The sequence below is a fragment of the Agrobacterium sp. CNPSo 2736 genome, assembly GCF_004005385.1.
Lineage (GTDB): Bacteria > Pseudomonadota > Alphaproteobacteria > Rhizobiales > Rhizobiaceae > Agrobacterium > Agrobacterium leguminum.
In genome coordinates this window covers 96,618-115,593 of sequence record NZ_RZTX01000009.1, presented here as the reverse complement: position 1 = coordinate 115,593, position 18,976 = coordinate 96,618, and the positions used below count along the sequence as shown (strand labels likewise).

The 18,976-nt window shown below is 60.7% G+C and carries 21 protein-coding genes; 12 read left to right on the top strand and 9 right to left on the bottom strand.

Translation table 11 applies throughout. The features are described from left to right. Window positions 1-10 precede the first annotated feature (10 nt). The 3 genes from recN (at window position 11) to EM858_RS16270 (ending at window position 4,931) form a co-directional block, all read left to right on the top strand. Complete coding sequence (recN, locus tag EM858_RS16280; RefSeq protein WP_020810274.1) at window positions 11-1,684, top strand: DNA repair protein RecN; 1,674 nt, start codon at window positions 11-13, stop codon at window positions 1,682-1,684. A 114-nt stretch (window positions 1,685-1,798) separates the two neighbouring features. Next, window positions 1,799-3,973 carry an NAD-dependent DNA ligase LigA gene (gene ligA, locus EM858_RS16275; RefSeq protein WP_127757258.1) on the top strand — a complete coding sequence of 725 codons (2,175 nt, stop codon included), beginning with the start codon at window positions 1,799-1,801 and terminating at the stop codon, window positions 3,971-3,973. A gap of 64 nt (window positions 3,974-4,037) precedes the next feature. After that, complete coding sequence (locus EM858_RS16270) at window positions 4,038-4,931, top strand: aminoglycoside phosphotransferase family protein (protein WP_127757257.1); 894 nt, start codon at window positions 4,038-4,040, stop codon at window positions 4,929-4,931. Window positions 4,932-4,937: 6 nt separating this feature from the next. On the opposite strand, the gene EM858_RS16265 is transcribed toward EM858_RS16270, so the two are convergent. Together EM858_RS16265 and EM858_RS16260 are read right to left on the bottom strand one after the other, a co-directional pair. Continuing rightward, window positions 4,938-5,462: a GNAT family N-acetyltransferase gene (locus tag EM858_RS16265; RefSeq protein WP_127757256.1), complete on the bottom strand. Its 525-nt coding sequence runs from the start codon at window positions 5,460-5,462 to the stop codon at window positions 4,938-4,940. Between the two features lie 191 nt (window positions 5,463-5,653). Next, a complete protein-coding gene (locus EM858_RS16260; RefSeq protein WP_164865452.1) occupies window positions 5,654-6,583 on the bottom strand; it encodes a DMT family transporter in 930 nt (309 codons plus the stop codon). A 198-nt stretch (window positions 6,584-6,781) separates the two neighbouring features. Between EM858_RS16260 and gcvA the strand changes: the two genes are divergently transcribed. From gcvA to EM858_RS16245, 3 genes are read left to right on the top strand one after another with little or no spacing between them, the layout of a single operon-like run. Beyond that, complete coding sequence (gcvA, locus tag EM858_RS16255; protein WP_127757255.1) at window positions 6,782-7,684, top strand: transcriptional regulator GcvA; 903 nt, start codon at window positions 6,782-6,784, stop codon at window positions 7,682-7,684. A 43-nt stretch (window positions 7,685-7,727) separates the two neighbouring features. After that, entirely contained in the window at window positions 7,728-8,336 is a 609-nt protein-coding gene (locus EM858_RS16250; protein WP_127757254.1) for a 3'-5' exonuclease, read from the top strand. Between the two features lie 46 nt (window positions 8,337-8,382). After that, window positions 8,383-8,874: a CreA family protein gene (locus EM858_RS16245; protein ID WP_020810267.1), complete on the top strand. Its 492-nt coding sequence runs from the start codon at window positions 8,383-8,385 to the stop codon at window positions 8,872-8,874. Between the two features lie 235 nt (window positions 8,875-9,109). Here EM858_RS16245 and EM858_RS16240 read toward each other — a convergent pair whose 3' ends face one another. Then, window positions 9,110-9,577, bottom strand: coding sequence for a chemotaxis protein CheW (locus EM858_RS16240; protein ID WP_003522339.1), 468 nt, complete (start codon window positions 9,575-9,577; stop codon window positions 9,110-9,112). 87 nt (window positions 9,578-9,664) lie between these two features. Between EM858_RS16240 and EM858_RS16235 the strand changes: the two genes are divergently transcribed. The 3 genes from EM858_RS16235 (at window position 9,665) to EM858_RS16225 (ending at window position 11,675) form a co-directional block, all read left to right on the top strand. Continuing rightward, entirely contained in the window at window positions 9,665-9,961 is a 297-nt protein-coding gene (locus tag EM858_RS16235; protein ID WP_236774905.1) for a hypothetical protein, read from the top strand. 141 nt (window positions 9,962-10,102) lie between these two features. Beyond that, entirely contained in the window at window positions 10,103-10,702 is a 600-nt protein-coding gene (gene sco / locus EM858_RS16230; RefSeq protein ID WP_003522341.1) for a cytochrome oxidase assembly protein Sco, read from the top strand. A gap of 94 nt (window positions 10,703-10,796) precedes the next feature. Beyond that, window positions 10,797-11,675, top strand: coding sequence for a 50S ribosomal protein L11 methyltransferase (locus EM858_RS16225; RefSeq protein WP_080818669.1), 879 nt, complete (start codon window positions 10,797-10,799; stop codon window positions 11,673-11,675). A 146-nt stretch (window positions 11,676-11,821) separates the two neighbouring features. Here EM858_RS16225 and EM858_RS27160 read toward each other — a convergent pair whose 3' ends face one another. Then, window positions 11,822-11,995 carry a hypothetical protein gene (locus tag EM858_RS27160; RefSeq protein WP_003522343.1) on the bottom strand — a complete coding sequence of 58 codons (174 nt, stop codon included), beginning with the start codon at window positions 11,993-11,995 and terminating at the stop codon, window positions 11,822-11,824. 292 nt (window positions 11,996-12,287) lie between these two features. Here EM858_RS27160 and EM858_RS16215 point away from each other — a divergent pair, with 292 nt between their 5' ends. Further along, window positions 12,288-14,129 carry an aminopeptidase P family protein gene (locus tag EM858_RS16215; protein WP_127757253.1) on the top strand — a complete coding sequence of 614 codons (1,842 nt, stop codon included), beginning with the start codon at window positions 12,288-12,290 and terminating at the stop codon, window positions 14,127-14,129. Here the strand turns inward: EM858_RS16215 and EM858_RS16210 are convergent. Both EM858_RS16210 and EM858_RS16205 read right to left on the bottom strand, forming a co-directional pair. Then, the gene (locus tag EM858_RS16210) at window positions 14,126-14,440 is read right to left on the bottom strand and encodes an AzlD family protein (protein ID WP_080790335.1); all 315 of its coding nucleotides are present in this window, start codon (window positions 14,438-14,440) and stop codon (window positions 14,126-14,128) included. The two genes, EM858_RS16215 and EM858_RS16210, sit on opposite strands and share 4 nt — an antisense overlap. Further along, window positions 14,437-15,156, bottom strand: coding sequence for an AzlC family ABC transporter permease (locus EM858_RS16205; protein ID WP_080816508.1), 720 nt, complete (start codon window positions 15,154-15,156; stop codon window positions 14,437-14,439). Before EM858_RS16205 ends, EM858_RS16210 begins: the two co-directional genes overlap by 4 nt. A 183-nt stretch (window positions 15,157-15,339) precedes the next feature. Here EM858_RS16205 and EM858_RS16200 point away from each other — a divergent pair, with 183 nt between their 5' ends. Next, a complete protein-coding gene (locus EM858_RS16200; protein ID WP_127757252.1) occupies window positions 15,340-15,576 on the top strand; it encodes a DUF2164 domain-containing protein in 237 nt (78 codons plus the stop codon). Between the two features lies 1 nt (window position 15,577). Here the strand turns inward: EM858_RS16200 and pncA are convergent, their stop codons facing one another. After that, a complete protein-coding gene (gene pncA, locus EM858_RS16195; protein WP_003522349.1) occupies window positions 15,578-16,204 on the bottom strand; it encodes a bifunctional nicotinamidase/pyrazinamidase in 627 nt (208 codons plus the stop codon). Window positions 16,205-16,661: 457 nt separating this feature from the next. Here pncA and EM858_RS16190 point away from each other — a divergent pair, with 457 nt between their 5' ends. After that, on the top strand, window positions 16,662-17,948 hold the full coding sequence (locus EM858_RS16190; RefSeq protein ID WP_127757251.1) for a DUF2778 domain-containing protein: 1,287 nt from the start codon (window positions 16,662-16,664) through the stop codon (window positions 17,946-17,948). A 53-nt stretch (window positions 17,949-18,001) separates the two neighbouring features. On the opposite strand, the gene EM858_RS16185 is transcribed toward EM858_RS16190, so the two are convergent. Then, entirely contained in the window at window positions 18,002-18,427 is a 426-nt protein-coding gene (locus EM858_RS16185) for a DMT family transporter (RefSeq protein ID WP_020812062.1), read from the bottom strand. After that, window positions 18,424-18,906, bottom strand: a complete 483-nt coding sequence (locus EM858_RS16180) for a DMT family transporter (RefSeq protein WP_080816515.1) — start codon at window positions 18,904-18,906, stop codon at window positions 18,424-18,426. Before EM858_RS16180 ends, EM858_RS16185 begins: the two co-directional genes overlap by 4 nt. Between the last annotated feature and the right edge of the window lie 70 nt (window positions 18,907-18,976).

Below are 18,976 nucleotides of genomic sequence, written 5' to 3'. Positions count from 1 at the left end.
GGCATAGGCCATGCTGGTCCAGCTCTCGATTCGCGATATCGTTCTCATCGAAAGGCTCGACCTCGGTTTCGAGGCGGGCCTTTCCGTGTTGACGGGCGAGACGGGTGCGGGCAAATCCATTCTTCTCGACAGCCTTTCGCTCGCGCTTGGCGGGCGCGGCGATGGCGGCCTTGTGCGGCACGGGGAAGAGAAGGGGCAGGTCACCGCCACCTTCGAAGTCCCGAACAATCACCCGACACGGCTTCTCCTGCGTGAAAACGGTCTCGACGACGATGGCGACCTGATTTTCCGCCGGGTGCAGTCCTCTGACGGTCGCACCAAGGCCTATATCAACGATCAGGCCATCAGCGTGCAGATGATGCGCCAGCTCGGGCAATTGCTGGTCGAAATCCATGGTCAGCATGATGATCGCGCGCTTGTCGATACCGATGCACACCGCACGCTGCTGGACGCCTTTGCCGGGCTGAGCGATGAGGCTCGTGCCGTTCAGGGCTTATACCGCACCTGGAAGGATGCCGAGCGTGCGCTGAAGACGCACCGCGCCAAGGTGGAGGCGGCGGCGCGCGAGGCGGATTACCTTCGCTCTTCCGTCGAGGAACTGGAAACGCTTTCGCCGCGCGACGGTGAAGAGGATGAACTGGCCGAACGCCGGGCGGTGATGCAGAAATCCGAACGCATTGCCGGCGATATCGCCGAGGCCAGCGAGTTCCTGAATGGCAATGCCTCGCCTGTGCCTGTCATCGCCTCGATGATGCGGCGTCTAGAGCGCAAGAGCCATGAAGCGCCGGGCTTGCTGGAAGACACCGTGCAATTGCTGGACGCCGCGCTCGACAGCCTTTCCAATGCGCAGATGGAAGTGGAGGCGGCGCTGCGCCGCACCGAATTCGATCCGCGTGAGCTGGAGCGGGTGGAGGAGCGGCTGTTTGCGCTGCGTGCCGCCGGGCGCAAATATAATGTTGCCGTGCCCGATCTGCCGGCTCTCGCCGAAAAAATGGTGGCCGATCTCGCCGATCTCGATGCCGGCGAAGAAAAGCTCGGCAAGCTCGAGGCCAATCTCGGGGTGGTGAAGGCCGATTTCGACCGTGCCGCGCAATCGCTTTCCGACAAACGCCGCCACGCGGCGGATGCGCTTTCCAATGCGGTGATGGCAGAACTGCCGGCACTGAAGCTGGAGCGGGCGCGGTTTACCGTCGAGGTGACCTCCGATGCCGAACAGGCGACGGCCGACGGCATCGACACGGTGGAATTCCACGTCCAGACAAATCCGGGCACACGGCCGGGACCGATCATGAAGGTGGCCTCGGGTGGTGAATTGTCCCGCTTCCTGCTGGCGCTGAAAGTGGCGCTGGCGGATCGCGGTTCGGCACCGACCTTGGTGTTCGATGAAATCGATACGGGTGTCGGCGGCGCGGTGGCGGATGCCATTGGCCAGCGGTTGCGCCGCCTGTCGAAAACCGTGCAGGTTCTGTCCGTTACCCATGCGCCGCAGGTGGCGGCACGGGCGGCGACCCATCTTCTCATTTCCAAGGGACCATCAGGCGACGGCAGCGAGCGTATCGCCACGCGCGTGGCCACCATGGAGCCGAAACACCGCACCGAAGAGATTGCCCGCATGCTTGCCGGTGCGTCGGTGACGGACGAGGCGAGGGCTGCGGCGGCTCGCCTGCTGGCGGCCAAGGACTGACGGCTGCCCGCTGCGTTGCGCGAGCGGATTCGGCTTGTGAGTCCAGCGGCAAAACTGTTTTTAATGTTTGTTATTTCGGCTAAAAGCGTTCGGTAATTCGCAAAAGAGGCCGTCATGTCGAAAGACCAGAAATCCGTCGAAAACCTCACCGAGCTTGAAGCCTCTTCCGAGCTTGCGTTTCTGGCGGCTGAGCTTGCGCGCCATGATGCGCTTTACCACGGCAAGGACGCGCCGGAGATTTCGGACGCGGATTATGACGCGCTGAAGCGACGCAACGATGCGATCGAGGCGGCTTTTCCGGCGCTGGTACGGGCCGACAGCCCGTCGAGAAAAGTCGGTTTCGCACCGCTTCCGACCTTTGCGCCCATTGTGCATGCGCGGCCGATGCTTTCGCTCGACAATACGTTTTCGGAAGAGGATTTGCGGGATTTCGTGAGTTCCGTCTATCGCTTCCTCGGGCATCTGCCGGACGATTCCATCGCCTTCACCGCCGAGCCGAAGATCGACGGGCTTTCCATGTCCATCCGCTATGAGAACCGCAGGCTGAAGACGGCGGCGACGCGCGGTGACGGCACGACGGGCGAGAATGTCACCGCCAATATCAGGACCATCAAGGAAATTCCGAACGAGCTGCCCGCCGATGCGCCCGATGTGGTGGAAGTGCGCGGCGAGGTCTATATGGCCAAGAGCGACTTTCTGGCGCTCAATGCCCAGATGGAGGCCGAAGGCAAGCAGACCTATGTGAACCCGCGCAACACGGCATCCGGTTCCCTGCGCCAGCTCGACGCCAATGTGACGGCGAAACGCAAACTGCGGTTCTTCGCCTATGCGCTGGGCGAGGTTTCGAATGGCGGCCAGCCGGCGCGGATTGCCGATACGCAATATGGCATCGTCGAGAAATTCCGGGAGTGGGGATTTCCGGTCAATCCGCTGATGAAACGATTCACCTCCGCCGAGCAATTGCTTGAGCATTATAATGAAATCGGCGTCGCACGGCCCGATCTCGATTACGATATCGACGGCGTGGTCTATAAAGTCGACCGGCTCGATCTGCAGGAACGGCTGGGCTTCCGCTCGCGCAGCCCGCGCTGGGCCACCGCCCATAAATTTCCGGCCGAGCAGGCGTTTACCACCGTCGAGAATATCGAAATCCAGGTGGGGCGCACCGGTGCCTTGACGCCGGTGGCACGTCTCACCCCGATCACCGTCGGCGGTGTCGTCGTCACCAATGCGACGCTGCACAATGCCGATTATATCGAAGGCATCGGCAATAGCGGCGAGCGCATCCGCCCCGAAGATCACGATATTCGCATCGGCGACACGGTGATCGTGCAGCGCGCCGGTGACGTCATTCCGCAGGTGCTGGATGTGCTTCTGGAAAAGCGCCCGGCCGAGGCAGTGAAATATGCGTTCCCGGAAAAATGTCCGGTCTGCGGCAGCCATGCGGTGCGGGAGCGCAATGAGAAGACCGGCAAGCTCGATTCGGTCACGCGCTGCACGGGCGGGTTCGTCTGCCGGGCGCAGGCGGTGGAGCACCTGAAACATTTCGTCTCGCGCAATGCCTTCGATATCGAAGGCCTCGGCACCAAGCAGATAGACTTCTTCTTCGAAAGCGACGATCCGGCGCTTTCGATCAAGACTGCGCCTGAGATTTTCACCCTCAAGGCGCGGCAGGAAGCCTCGCATCTGACCAAGCTCGAGAATATCGACGGCTTCGGCAAGGTCAGCGTCAGAAAGCTGTTCGACGCCATCGATGCCCGCCGCGAAATCGATCTGCACCGCCTGATCTTCGCGCTCGGCATCCGCCATGTGGGTGAGACCACGGCGAAGCTTCTGGCGCGCTCCTATGGCACCTATGAGCATTTCGAAGAGAGCATGAAGGCGGCAGCCGACCCGGCGAGCGATGCCTGGGTCGAACTCAACAGCATCGACGGCATCGGCGAGGTGGTGGCCCGCGCCATCATCGAATTCTACAAGGAGCCGCGCAATCTCGATGTCATCGACCGGCTGATACGGGAGCTTCGCCCGAAGGAGGCCGAAAAGCCCTCGACCGATGGCAGTCCGGTGGCCGGCAAGACGGTGGTGTTTACCGGCTCGCTGGAGAAATTTACCCGGGACGAGGCGAAGGCGCGCGCCGAAAGTCTGGGCGCCAAGGTTGCCGGTTCCGTTTCGAAAAAGACCGATATTCTGGTGGCAGGGCCGGGAGCCGGGTCGAAGCTTGCCAAGGCCACGGAACTGGGCGTGCAGACCATGGATGAGGACGAATGGCTGGCCTTGATCGGCGGCTGATGCACCGTCATGGCAATGTTGTCATCTGCCGCTAGAGCTTTGCGCCTGACACGGAGAGCACAGCATGGATGACCGCATTGTCGTCAACACAGAGCAGGTCCGGGCGCTGGTTGACAGCCAGTTTCCGCAATGGGCGGGGTTAAATATCCGGCCGGTGGAACTGAGCGGCTGGGACAATCGCAGCTTCCGTCTTGGCGATGACATGCTGATCCGCATGCCAAGTGCCGCCCGGTATGTTGCGCAGGTGGAGAAGGAGCATCGGTGGCTGCCGGCGCTTGCGCCGCTCCTGCCTTTTCCGATCCCTGCGCCGTTGGCGCTCGCGCAGCCGGGACAGGGTTATCCGTTTCGCTGGTCCGTCTATCGCTGGCTTGAGGGCGAACCGCTCGCCCGGTATCTGGATCGCGTTGATCTTTCAACCATCGCCATCGATGTTGCCGCGTTTTTAAGGGCATTGCACGAGGTGGATGCTTCGGATGGCCCACCCGCAGGTGCACATAACTTCCATCGCGGCGGCTCGCTTTCTGTCTATGACGGGGAGGCGAAGGCTTCGGCGGCGCGGCTTGCCGATGAGGTGGATCAGGCGCTGGCCATGGAGATATGGCAGCTTGCGCTTTCGAGCCATTGGCGGAAGCAGGGAGTGTGGGTGCATGGAGACATTGCCGAGGGCAATCTGCTGGTGAAGGACGGCCGGCTTTCGGCCGTCATCGATTTCGGCAGTTCCGGCGTCGGCGATCCGTCTTCCGATCTCATCCTCGCGTGGAATGTGCTCGATGCCGAAAGCCGCGCCGTTTTTCGCCGGGCGCTGGAGCTGGATGAGGCGACATGGCAGCGCGGGCGCGGCTGGGCGCTGTGGAAGGCTTTGATCGTGCTGGATGCGGAGCGCGGACGTAACGACAAAATGGCCGAATGGTCGCGGCGGACCATTCGGGAAGTGTTTGCGGATCACCTGGATAACTGACCGGAACTATCGAAGACGCGCCATCACGTGGGCATCGACATATTTTCCGTCACGATAGGCGTCGTTGCGCAGGGTGCCTTCGCGTTCGAAACCGAATTTCTCGTAAAGCCGGATTGCCGGGAGATTGTCGGTGAAGACGTTCAGCTCGATGCGGCGTATATCGTGCCAATTGTCGGCCGTGTCGATCAACGCCGCGAGGATATATGATCCGACGCCCTTGCCCGCAAAATCGTCGTGGACACTGATCACCAGATCGGCGATGTGGGACTGTCTTCCCGCCCTGCGAAACAGTCCTGCATTGGCAACGATCTTTTCACGCCATTCGCCAACGATGGCGATATCGTTCGGGCCGCGGTTTTCCATCGATTTTCGCGTTTTTTCAACGGACTGAAACGGCTGTCGGAGCGTGCCGTGACGGACGCCGGGCAGGTTGAACATTTCGGTCAGGGCTCCCGCATCGTCCAGGCGCGCCGCACGCAGGACGACTTCGTTCAAGCTGAATTGAGATTCTTCATTGTCGGCAAATTTCATGTTCTGCGTGCCTGTCTCCTTGGGCGTATGGGAGCAGGCTTGCGAACCCTGCTCTAGTGGCAGGGTGGAAATGGATCGCTTAACGCGACGACATACCTCTCCCCGCCGGGTGGCCGGTGATGGTATGGCGAAGGGTGATGTTCTGTTTCGTTGCGATCATGCGCGCAGGATGCTTTTGCCGCATGGTCCTGTCAAGCGGGTGCGTTGCGCAGCAGGCTTCTGAGTTTTGCCGGCAGCCTGCCGTCGATCGCGGCAAGACCGGCGGCGATCATTGCCATGCCGGCGAAGTGCTTCATCTCCAGTTGCTCTCCGAGGAGCAGCGAACCGAGCAGGATGGCGCTGACGGGAATGAGGAAGGTGACGAGGGCGAGGTTGGTGGCGCCGGCGCTGGCGAGGATGCGGAAGAAGATCAGATAGGCGAGCGCTGTCGACAAGAGGGCGATGCCGACAAGCGCGCCCCAGGTTCCGAGGCCCGGCATGGCGAGCGTCCATGGTTTATCGATGAGGAGGGCGGCCGGGATGAGCATCAGTGTCGAAGAGGAGATCTGGCCGGTCGCGGTCATCAGCGGCGGCACGCCCATGGCCTTGAAACGGCGGCCGAATATGCCCGCAAAGGAATAGGAGATGGCCGCGCCGAGAATGGCGATCTGGCCCCAGAGGCCGGATGAGCCGGTGAAGGCAGCGGGGCCGATCATGATCGCCACGCCGGCAAAGCCGATCAACACGCCGGTGAGCTTGTTGCCGGTCATCTTCTCGTCGGCGGTCAGAAAATGGGCGACGATGACGGTGAAGAGAGGTGTGGTGGCATTAAGAATCGAGGCTAGTCCGCTGGCAATATGCGTCTGGCCCCAGACGATCAGGCAGAAGGGAATGATGTTGTTGAGCAGACCCATACCGAAAAAGGCGCGCCACACCGCCCATTCGCGCGGCAGGCGAAGCCCCATGATGCGGCAGACGATCAGAAGTGCGATTGCCGCCAGGCTGACGCGCAGCGTGACGATGGTGACAGGCGGTAGTTCCTTGACGGCGACACCGATGAAAAAGAACGATCCGCCCCAGAGAAGCGAAAGCGCGACAAGCATCGCCCATTCACCGGCATCCATCTGTTTCTGTATCGCCATCGTCATCTCCCAAAAGCATGAGTATCGACATGATCGCAGGCGGGCTCGTCGCCATCCACCCGATATCAGTTGAGCTTAGCTCAAACTGGAGATGGATGGTTTTAACTGCGTTTCAGGTCTTGTTGCGTCTATTTACTCCCTGTTTTATGGTGTTTTCAAACGATTGTTTCTCGTTCGATAATTGAGATGAGCTAAACCATGGCAGCCGAACTTCCGTCTTTGAAAGGGTTGCAGGCCTTCGAGGCCGCGGCACGGTATCGCAGTGTCACGCTTGCTTCCAATGAGTTGAATGTCACGCCCGGTGCCGTCAGCCTGCAAATCCGGGAACTGGAGGCGCGGCTTGGCGTGCAATTATTTTTCCGCAAGCCGCGCAGCATCCAGCTGACGCGGGAGGGGGAGCGTTATTACGGCGCGCTTCGCACCGCCTTCCGGATGATGCGCGAGGCGACGGCGGAACTGACGGCGCGCTCCGAGATTACGGTTCTGACGCTTAGCTGTACACCGACCTTCGCCGTGCAATGGCTGATGCCGCGATTGCCTGCCTTCCAGCAGCAACACCCGCAGGTGGATGTCCGCATCAGCGTGACGAACCGATTGGTGGATTTTTCGAGGGACGATGTCGATCTGGCGGTACGGCACGGGTTCGGTCGTTATGAAGGTCTGGAGAGCATCCGCTTCATCGATGACAGCACCCTGCCGGTCTGTTCGCCGCAGCTTCTGGAAAAATATGGGCCGCTTCAGGAGGCGGGGGACCTGAAATCCATTCCGCTTCTGCACGATGAAAACCGCAATGAATGGCGGCGCTGGCTGGAGGCGGCGGGGGCTTCGGAGGTGGATGCCTCCGGCGGCACCGTCTTCATCGACAGCAATGGTGCGCTGGATGCGGCCAAGGCCGGGCACGGCATTGCGCTGACCCGGCGTTCTCTGGTTTCCCGCGAACTTGCGGAGGGCGCATTGATTGCGCCCTTCGGCAAGGACATGGCCAGCACGCTTGCCTATTTCCTCGTTTATCCGCGGCGCATGCTGGATAATCCCGATCTGGTGACGCTCATTGACTGGATGCTTTCGGAAGGGGGTTCTGCCGAGGCCGGTTCTCTTTGACGTCAATCCGGTCTATGCCGGAATGAAACAACGGGAATCACTCTTGAAAACCATCGCCATCGATTTCGAGACCGCCAATGAGGAACGGGGCAGCGCCTGCTCCGTCGGGCTTGCGTGGATAGAGGACGGCGAGATCGTTCGCGTCGAGGAACGGCTGATCCGGCCGAAGGACATGCGGTTTTCGCCCTTCAACATCGCGGTGCATGGCATCCGCCCGGCCGATGTCGAAGATGCGCCGGAATTTCCCGAGGTGATGGAGGAGTTCATCGACGACTTCCACGGCGCCACCATGATCGCCCACAATGCCGCCTTCGATTTCAGCGTCATGCGGGCGTCCTTCGATAAATACCGGCAGTCCTATCCCGATCTTTCCTATCTGTGCAGCGTCAAGATTGCCCGGCATGTCTGGCCCAATCTGGCTTCGCACAAGCTGAATGTCATCGCCCATCACCTGCAGCTGCGTTTCGTGCATCACAATGCCGCCGAAGACGCCGTTGTCTGCGCGGCCGCTTCGATTGCGGCGGCCAAGGCCTTGCGCGTCGCCCATATCCGCGATCTGCCGGAAAAGATCGGCATGGTCGCGGGGCGTCTCACCTCCACCGGTTACCAGCCCTGCAGCATGAAAAAACGCGCCGTCTCACGGGTTGCGTAACGGTGGCTTCCACCTATGTTTGAAGCAGCGTAACGGAGAAGATGCGATGACGATGAAAACTCTGTCGGGTTTGTTTGCGGGCTTTCTGGCATTGCTTCCGGTGACAGCGGCGCATTCGCAGGTTGTGGGAGAGGTCGGCGTCGACTGGATCGGCAACGATATCGTCATCGAGGCGATCGCCGATCCCAAGATCAAGGGCGTGACCTGCCATGTGACCTATTTCGAGCGCGGCGTCATCGACCGCCTGAAAAACGGCAACTGGTTCGAAGACCCTTCCAACAATGCCATTTCCTGCAGCCAGACGGGGCCGGTGGAGATCGGCGACATTGATCTGTCGAAGGGCGGGGAAGAGGTGTTCCGGCAGGGCATGTCGCTGGTCTGGAAGAAGCTCGTCGTCAGCCGCGTCTATGACAGGGCGAACGATACGCTGATCTATCTGGTGCATGCGCGGGAGCTGACCGACGGTTCGGCCAAGATGGCGATTTCCACGGTGCCGCTTTATAACCAGCAGGTCACATGGCAAAAGGGCAAGCCGTGAGATTTTGTCCGACCCTGTCCGTCATGCCGGACTTGATCCGGCATCCAGCCACGGCGCGTCTGCGCCGTGAAAGAGTCTTTTGCGATCAAGGACTTGATCGCGCTGGACCCCGGATCAGGTCCGGGGTGACGGAGTACTTCTGAAACGGGACTGCCAGACTATGCAACCCGCGCCGCTTCAACGGCGCTGGCGCCAGGCGCTCCAAATCCTATCAAGAGGCAATAGCCAGCCTTGATCAGGCCGCTTCGCGTGCCAGCTCGTCCGCAATCACGGTGTCGAGGTTGAGGAAGCAGACCATGCTCTTTTCCAGCGCCACGATGCCGCGGCAGAAGCTGCGCTGCTCTTCCGGAATGATATCGGGTGCGGGCTGCAGGTCTTCGGAGCGGATGGTCATCATGTCGGAGACCTGTTCCACCAGCAGGCCGACCAGCTTGCCGCCGATATCGGTGACGATGATGGCGGAGCGTTCGGACGGTTCGGTCATTTTCATGCCGAGGCGGCCAGCCATGTCGATGACGGGGATGACGGCGCCGCGCAGGTTGATAAGGCCGAGAACATAAGGCGGGGTGTGCGGCATCGGGGTAACCGGCGCCCAGCCGCGGATTTCGCGGATCGCCATGATGTCGATGCAGAATTCCTGATCGCCCAGATGGAAGGAAACGATTTCGAGATATGCGCCGGATTGCTTGATGGCGTTGGACATGACGGCAGGTTTCCTCTGATGGCTCTCTAACAGGCCCACGCAGGATTGAGCTTTATGCGGTGGCCGGAGAATGGACCGGGAGACATCATGTCGAGGCTTAAAAACCGCTATGGTCATAATGCGCAGCAAGATTTTAAACTTTCCCTAACAATTGCTGCTGCTGCGCCGGCAAAACCCAGTATTTTGGCGGTTTTCGCGCTCACGCAAACAGGTTATGATGGGCATATGAACGCACTCGTTTCCCATCCGCTGAAGTTTATTCTGGCTAGTCTTGCGGCTGTGGCCTCGCTTGCCATCGTGCTTCTTGCCTTTGACGGCTGGGTGCGGCACGGCACGGATATTTTCCTGTCCACGGTACAGAGCGGCATCGCCTGGTGCCTGTGAGGCGTTTTCCGGCTGCGGATTTGTGACAAATCAGCGCGGTTCCCGCAAATACGCCCAGTTGATTTGCCGTCCCCGTCGCCTTTCGTTATCTGTCTGCCAGGGCCTGCGATGTGCCGCCGGCTTTCGGGGTAGGATTGGACAATGAGAAATATTCGCATCGTATTGTGGGCCGTTGTGCTCGTTCTCGCCGGCGTTGTCAGCTGGTTGACGATCGAAATGACGAAGACGCGTAATGAAATGGTGGAGACGGCCTATGGCGTGCCCTTCCAACTCACGGCGCAAAACGGCCAGCCGATCACCGAAAAGGCCTTTCAGGGCAAGCCGACAGCGCTGTTCTTCGGTTTCACCCATTGCCCGGAAGTCTGCCCGACAACCCTGTTCGAACTGAACGGCTGGATGGAGAAGGTGGACCCGGCCGGCGACAAGCTGCAGGCCTATTTCGTCTCCGTCGATCCCGAGCGCGATACGCCTGAAATCATGCAGCAATATGTCTCCAACGTCTCGAAGCGCATCACCGGCATCACCGGCCCGGCCGACAAGATCGCCGAGACGCTGAAGGGCTACCGCATCTATGCCAAGAAGGTGCCGGTGGACGAGAAGGATCCGAATGGCGATTACACCATGGATCACACGGCGTCCGTCATCCTGCTGGATGCCAATGGCCGCTTTTCCGGCACCATTGCTTATGGTGAGAACCCCGAAGTTGCCGAGCAGAAGCTCCAGAATCTTCTGAAGGGCTGATAGAGGCGGCATAATTGCGCCGGGCTTATTGGACTGGCCGAGGTTTTGTGGCAAAGGCAAGAACAATAACCTCATCCAGAGAAAGCAGCCCGCCGTGAGCGAAATCCGACTTTACGTCACCACGACCGAAATCCAGGCGGGTGAAATCCTCGATCTCATGTCGGACTATTTCGGCGAGGAGGATGTCGCGATTGCCACGACCGAGGTGGATGAGAAGCGCGATATCTGGGAAGCCTCGGTCTATCTGATGGCCGAGCAGGAGGAAGAGTTCCGCGAGCGTGTCAGCGCCCTGCTTGCTCCCGCCTTTCCCGGGCTCGTCATCGAGAAGGAGATCGTTCCTGATGTCGACTGGATCGCCAAGTCGCTCGAGGGGCTGAAGCCGGTGCGCGCAGGGCGTTTCATCGTGCATGGCGCCCATGATCGCGACAAGGTGCGGGCGAACGATCTGGCGATCGAAATCGAGGCGGGACAGGCTTTCGGCACCGGCCATCACGGCACGACGGCCGGTTGCCTTGAGATGATCGAGGAGGTTCTGCGGGCGCGGACCGTGCGCAATGCGCTGGATCTCGGCACCGGCAGCGGCGTTCTGGCAATTGCCGTGCGCAAGATGCGTCCCATTCCCGTGCTTGCGACGGATATCGACCCCATCGCCGTCAAGGTGGCGAAGGAGAATGTGCGGCTGAACGGCATCGTCTCCGGGATGGCGCTGGAGACCGCGCCGGGCTTCCACTCGGACGCCTTCCGCAAGCACGGCCCGTTCGATCTCATCATTGCCAATATTCTGGCCCGGCCGCTCATCAAGATGGCGCCGCAGCTCGTCACGCATCTGGCGCCCGGCGGCACCGTCATTCTGTCCGGCATTCTGGCGTCGCAGCGCTGGAAGGTGCTTTCCGCCTATAATGGCGCCCGGCTTTCCCATGTCCGCACCATCTGGCGCAACGGCTGGGTCACGCTGCATCTGCGCAAAGACTGAACCAGCGGCGACATCCCTTTCGAGCAAAAGAAAAGGCGGCGCTTTCGCGCCGCCTGGAAACCCGCGAGCATGGGAGGAGCTTGCTCAAGCGGGTCGACGTATTCCTGTTCGGCGCGGTGGAGGGAGGATCGCCGCGCCGGACATCATCAGAATACGTAGCTGGACTTTGCCTTGCGACGAAGATCGGCGCGGTTCATGCCGAGCGCTTCCAGCGACTTGTCGTCGAGGTTCAGAAGGGCGGCGTTGACATGGCGGCTGACCTGACGCTCGCGTGCTTCAACGACGCGATCGAAGGCGGTGCGGAGGAAAGATTTTGCCATTGCTTCAAATCCTTGTTTGCCAGGAGAGTGTCTCTCTCGCTGTGTTGATCTGAAGATAAGCGATGTGTTTTTGTTTAGTTAGAGGGGATATCTCAGGGTAGGTATGCGTTTATTGCATCTCACTTTGCCTTGAGTATTACTTATTTCGCAAAATATGCACAATTTATCGCCGCGATCCGGTCTGTCATATATGGCTTGAAACCGGCTTTGTCCGCGTGGCATTGTCGTTGCGCGCCAATGATTTGACGGCGCACCTTGCAGCTTTTCTCATGACAGTTCCCGAAAGACGCCCATGTTCCAGACCTTCGAAAACAAATCCGCGCCGCAATTCGGCAAGGCCCGTGTCGAGGCGCTGCGCGCCGGTTTCGATGCCCTTGGTATCGACGGTTTTCTGGTGCCGCGCGCCGATGAATATCAGGGAGAATATGTGCCGGAATGCGCCGAGCGCCTGTCCTGGCTGACCGGCTTTACCGGTTCCGCTGGCATTGCGCTGGTGACGCGCACGGAGGCGGTGGTTTTTGTCGATGGACGTTATACGACGCAGCTCAAGTCGCAGGTCGATCAATCGGTCTTCAGCGGCGGCGATCTGGTTGGCGCGCCGCCTTCCGTCTGGCTGGCCGAACATGCTCCAAAGGGTTTCCGGCTCGGCATCGATCCGTGGCTGCACACCGGCGCGGAGTTGAAGCGGCTGGAAAAGGTGCTTGCCGGCAAGGGCGGTTCGGTCGTTCTTCTGGAAAAGAACCCGCTCGATGCCCTTTGGCAGGACCGTCCCTCCGAGCCGCTGGAGCCCGTCGTCATCCAGCCGGAGGCCTTTACCGGCAAGCTGGCGAAGGAAAAGATCGCCTCGCTGGCGGAGACGGTCTCGGCAAAGGATGCGGATGCCCTGCTGGTCACCGATCCGTCGTCCATCGCCTGGATTTTCAATGTTCGCGGCAACGACGTGCCGCATACGCCGCACCCGCTCGCCCGCGCCATCATCTATGCCGACGGCAGGGCGGATATTTTTCTCGACAAGCGCAAGACCGGCATCGAGACCGAGGCCTATCTGGCGCAGCTCGCGACACAATTGCCGCCGTCGAAGATCGCTGACCGTCTGCATGCTATCGCCAGCGCCAAGGGCCGCGTCATGGTGGATGCGGATTTGACTCCGGTGGCGCTGACCGGCGCAATCACGGCGGCGGGCGGCTCGCTGATAGAGGAGGCCGATCCCGTTCGCCTGCCGCGCGCGCGCAAGAACAAGGCGGAGCTTGCCGGCTCGGCAGCCGCCCATGTGCAGGATGGCGCGGCCATGGTCGAATATCTCTGCTGGCTGGACCGCCAGCAGCCGGGCAGCGTTACCGAAATCGCCGCCGTCAAGGCGCTGGAGGCCGCTCGGGTCAAGGTGGGGCAGGGGTTGCAAAACCCGCTCAAGGACGTGTCTTTCGATACGATTTCAGGTGCCGGCGAACATGCCGCCATCATCCATTACCGCGTCACCACCGATACCGACCGCACACTTGCGGAGGGGGAGATGTTTCTCGTCGATTCCGGCGCGCAATATGTCAACGGCACCACGGATATCACCCGTACCGTCGCAATCGGTGCCGTTCCGGAAGAGCAGAAGCGTTTCTTTACACTGGTGCTGAAGGGCATGATCGGCATCAGCACCGCGCGGTTTCCGAAGGGAACGCGCGGTTGCGATCTCGATCCGCTGGCGCGCATCGCGCTCTGGAAGGCGGGAGCGGATTACGCCCATGGCACCGGCCACGGCGTTGGCTCCTATCTTTCGGTGCATGAGGGGCCGCAGCGTATTTCGCGGCTTTCGACGCAGGAGCTTTTGCCCGGCATGATCCTGTCCAACGAGCCGGGTTATTACCGGCCCGGCGCTTTCGGCATCCGCATCGAGAACCTCATCTATGTCCGCGAGGCGGAAGAGGTCGCCGGCGGCGACCAGCCGATGTTCTCCTTCGAGACGCTGACCTGGTGCCCCATCGACCGCAGGCTGGTCGTCGCCGCTCTCCTGACCGATGAAGAACTGGACTGGCTGAACGCCTATCACGCCGGGGTTCTGGAGAAGCTGTCTCCCTTGATCACCGACGAGGAGGTTAAGACGTGGCTCGTTGCCGCCACGAAGCCATTGGAGCGGGTCGCTTAAAGCAGCCCGAAATGCCTGATGGCGATGACGATGGCCCAGCCGATGGCCAGCATCGTCAGGCCGGGAAAGCGCAGGCAGACCAGAAGCGCTGCCACCATGCCGATCTTCACCTCGTATCCGCCTTCGAAAAAGGCGGGTGCGACGAGCGTGGTCAAAACCGCGACGGGAACGGCGTTCAGTCCCGCCTCCATGCGCGGCGGGATGGATTTCATCCGCGTCATCAGCACATAACCGCCGATGCGGGTCAGATAGGTGGCGATGGCGGCGAGGGCGATCAGGATCAGCGTATCGATATGCAGCATGTCGCTCATGGCGTTTCCACCCCGCTTTCAGAATTCGCCGTGCCATTCGGCTTCGGTGGATAGAGGACCGCGACGAGAATTCCGGCGACGGCGCCGAGGCTGACATGCCACGGCGAGCCGACGATGTGATAGGCGACCGTTGCACCAACCGCGCTTGCCAGCATGACAGGGTAGAAATTCTCCCGCTGGCGGAAGCTCAAGACCATACCCATGAAATAGATCGGCAGCAGCACATCGAGACCGATGGCTTTGGGATCGCCGACCATATTGCCGAGCGATGCGCCGAGAATGGTCATGGCCAGCCACAGCACATAGACCGGTGCTGCAAAGCCCATGTACCAGGAAAAGCCGACCGTGCCGGTATTTTCGTATTTTCTGACCGATTCGGCGAATTGCGGATCGACCAGTACGAAGAAGCCCGCGGCCTTCTGCAGGAAAGACCAGTTCGAGATCATCCGGGCAATGGCGGCCGAATAGAGGATATGGCGGAAATTGACGGCGAAAACGGATAGAACGATCAGCCAGGGGGCAACCTTCTGGCCGAACAATTCGATACCCACGAGCTGGCTCGCGCCCGCATAGACGGTGCCGCTCATGATCGTGGCTTCGGTGACGCTGAGCCCGTTATCGACGGCGACCGCGCCGAACAGCGCACCGAAGGGGGCGGCGGAGAGGGCGATCGGGAAACCGCTCTTCAATCCCTCGCGAAAATCTGCATTGAACATTTCTGGAAACTCCTTGCCCGCCGCTCTATCGCCGTCCCGCCCGGCTGGCAAACGAATTGCATGAATGGATCGATTGATTCCCTTGAACCTTCCGTTACGGTAACGCCCCATATGGCCGGAGCCGGGCGGATGGTTTCACCGCCTTCCTCCCGTACCCCTCAACAGTCAGACGATGGAAGATCGATGCTGGAAAAGCAGGAAAAGGCCGCCCTGGCCGCACGTATCCGGGACTATCTTGCCCGGGAGACCGAAACCGAAATCGGCCTTCTGCAGGCGGAAATCTTCGTGGATTTTCTGGCCGAGGAGCTGGGTCACGTTTTTTATAATGAGGGGCTCAGGGATGCACATGCCGCGATCCTGAGACGCCTTGAGGATGCGGCAGGCGATATCGACGTGCTGGAGAAGCCGAAGCCGCGCTAAACTAGTCCCGCAATATGTCGCGGCTTTTGAGAATGGCCGCGCCTTTTTCCCGCATCGTCGAAATCGCGGCCTTGATGCCCTGCGGATCGATGCCGCGGCTAGCATCTTCGATGAAACGGACATTCACACCGGGCAGCATGTCGAGGGCATCGAGCACCGAAAAACTGACGCAATAATCGGTGGCAAGGCCGCAGACGTCGAGTTGCGTGACACCCTGACGGCTCAGATAGTCGGCCAGTCCCGTCGTCGCGCCCTGGTCATTGTCGCGAAAGGCGGAATAGCTGTCGACGGCGGGGTTTTCGCCCTTCTGCTGAATATAATCGAAGGCGTCCGTCTTGAGGTCGGGATGGAATTCCGCATCCGGCGTGCCCTGCACACAATGGTCCGGCCACATCATCTGTGGTTTGCCGGAGAGTTCGCCCATGTCGAAGGGCTTCTTGCCGGGATGCTGGGAGGCGAAGCTGCCGTGATTTTCAGGGTGCCAGTCCTGCGAGGCGACGATGAGATCGTAGCCGCCATTGTCGATCAGGGCATTGGCGATGGGCACGACCCTGTCGCCATCGGCAACGGCCAGATTGCCGCCCGGGCAAAAACCGTTCTGGATATCGATGAGCAGCAGCGCCTTCATGATGTGCCTCCCTTTTTAGGGCAGGATGCCAAGCCGGCTTTAACGGATCAAGCCCCTTTCGACCTATCCGGCAGGCACGGGTGTTTCGGGCAGGGGCTTGCCCTGTCGCAGTCCTGCCGCATTTGCAGCAAATTTCCGGCCAAGTCGGAATTTACCTGACAATGCGGCGACGGAAATTTTTTAGGCCGATGACGACCCTCTAAGGGGCATTTCCCCGGACGACGCAGTGCGGATGCACGCAGTCTCGGCGCAAGTCATTGTTTTGCCTTCGCCTTACAATGCGCAGACCTTAACGAATTATTTTTGCAGGGACTCGTAAACACTTTGGTTACCATAATTCGTCATGCTTCGAACCAGTCAGTTCCGAAACCGGCGTGGTGTTTGCCCGCCCTTCGGATGTCCCAAAATCCCTCCGGCGTCGGCCGGGTGTGCGTGAACGGTTCGAGTAACGAGTATCATGGCGTTTTCTGCTGCGGCCTATAATGGCGCCGGTCTTGCCGGTTCGTCTTCCGTCAAGAGAGGCAAATCCTTTGCGTTCGGCCGAATGTCCGCCCTTCTCGGTGGCGGTGCCTTTGCCGGCCTTTTCGCCTTCGCCGCCTTTGCCTCGCTGCACAGCATGGCCGCCGCTTCGCATGGTGTCGGGCAGTTTGAAAAGACGTTGGTGACGCGATTCGCTTCCACTGAAACGGCAATTGCCCACGCGGCCGCGCGGGATATTCACGTTCGCAAGTTTTCTCGCCTGAGCGACCACAGCCATGGCCAGCAGAAGGCGGTTCGGCTCGCCGGCATCATGCCCGAGATCGGTACGAAGGAATTCGGCGAGCGCTTCGGCGCGGCTGCCAATGCCAAGGGGCAGGCGACAGTGAAGCAGCTTGCCGCCCTCAAGCCGTCGGCGATCGTCGATTCGGCGCTGGGTCGCACCTCCGAGGTTGCCTATCAGAGCGCCGTTCCGCAGCATCCGGCATTTGAAGTGGCGCTGGCGCGGCCGCAGATCGAGGAAGAGGCAAGCAGCCTGCTGCCCGATGATGTGCCGCTTCCGAGCTTCCGTCCCGAGGTTGCAACGGCTCAGACGGTCGAGCCGTCACCGCGTCCCGCGACATCGTCCAAGACCGAGGACCATGTTCCGGCCGTCGCTTCGGCGCCGGCTTTCGATGCGCCGGTTCCCCTTCGCGCCCCTGCGCCGCCGAAGCAGAGCACCGGCGCCATGCTCGCCTTTGCAAAGCCTGACAATCCGATGCGCGAGCCGAGCAAGATGGATGCGGTTCCGTGGCCGGATCGCGGCAATGGCACGGCGATCTACGATATTTCCTCCGGCGTGGTACACATGCCGAATGGCGAGAAGCTCGAAGCGCATTCCGGCATCGGTAAGATGCGCGACAATCCCGATTACGTGCATGTGAGAATGCGCGGTTCGACGCCGCCTTCCAGCTATCGTCTGACGATGCGCGAGGCGCGGTTCCACGGCGTCGAGGCCATTCGCCTGACGCCGGAAAACGGCGTCAACCCGCATGGTCGAGACGGTCTTCTGGCGCATACCTACATGCTGGCGAAACGCGGCGAATCGAATGGCTGCGTGGTGTTCCGGGATTACCCGCGCTTCCTTGCGGCCTTCAAGCGCGGCGAAGTCAAGCGCATGGTGGTGGTGCCGAAGTTGAACGGCAACCGGCCGACACTTGCGAGCAGCGGCGGTAAAAGCGGCGGCAAGACCCTGCTCGGCATGTTTTCGCGCGGCAGCGATTCCTGAGCTTTCCGCATTTTCCTGACGTAAAACCGCTTTGCACTTTTACTGGAAATGCTCTAGCGACCGCGCCGCTGTGTCAGCACCATGCCGGCGAAGATGAGCAGGATGCCGAGTGCGCTAGCCCAGAGTTTCGGCGGATGATCGCCGAAAAGATCGAGAACCACGCCTGAGACCATCTGGCCGCTGATGACCAGAAGGGCGGTATTGACCGCACCGATGCGCGGAATGAGCCAGCTTCCCGAAGCGATGAAGACGACGCCGATCGGCCCGCCGATAAAGGCAAGCCAGGGCGCATCGGCCGCGCCCGGCGGAATGAGGCCGCCGACGATGAGGCCGATGACCGTCAATACGGCAAAACCGACAATGTGGTTCCAGAACGATGCGATGAGCGGCGAGTTGGACAGGCTGAGGCGGCCGTTGATCTGGCGGCTCAGCGCCACGAAGACGCCGCCGGTAAAGGCCATGGCGATCCAGACGATCATGCCGTTCTCCCGACAAGAATGATGAGGGCGCTGCCGCACAGGATCAGCGCCACAGCCGCCATGTCCCGCAGGTCCGGCTTTCTTCTGGGCAGGCCGAAGAGGCCGAAAAGATCCGCCAGGAGGCTGAAGATCACCTGTCCGCCAAGCCCGAGCGCAATGGTGCCGGAAAGCGCCAGCGGCGAATTGACGGCGGTGGAGGTGAGGATGACGATGGCGGCACCCACGACCCCGCCGCAATAGGCCCAGAGCGGCGCTTTCGGTTTTTCTGCCGCGCCCACGTCTTTCTTCGGACGCATGATGGCGAGATAGATCAGCGCCGCCACCGTGCCGGTGCCATGCGCCGTCCAGGAGGAAAACAGCGCATTGCCGTAATGGGCAAGCTGACCGTTGAAATGCACCATCAATGTCAAAAGGCAGCCGCTGGCGAAGGCGGCGGCAAGATGCAGCGGGTTGAGGCGTGGATGCGTCGTGTCTGTCATGGCGGGCCGGCAAAGCTGAAGATGGAGACGAGCTTTAGCCCATATGTGCCTGAAGCGGAATCGAATTGCG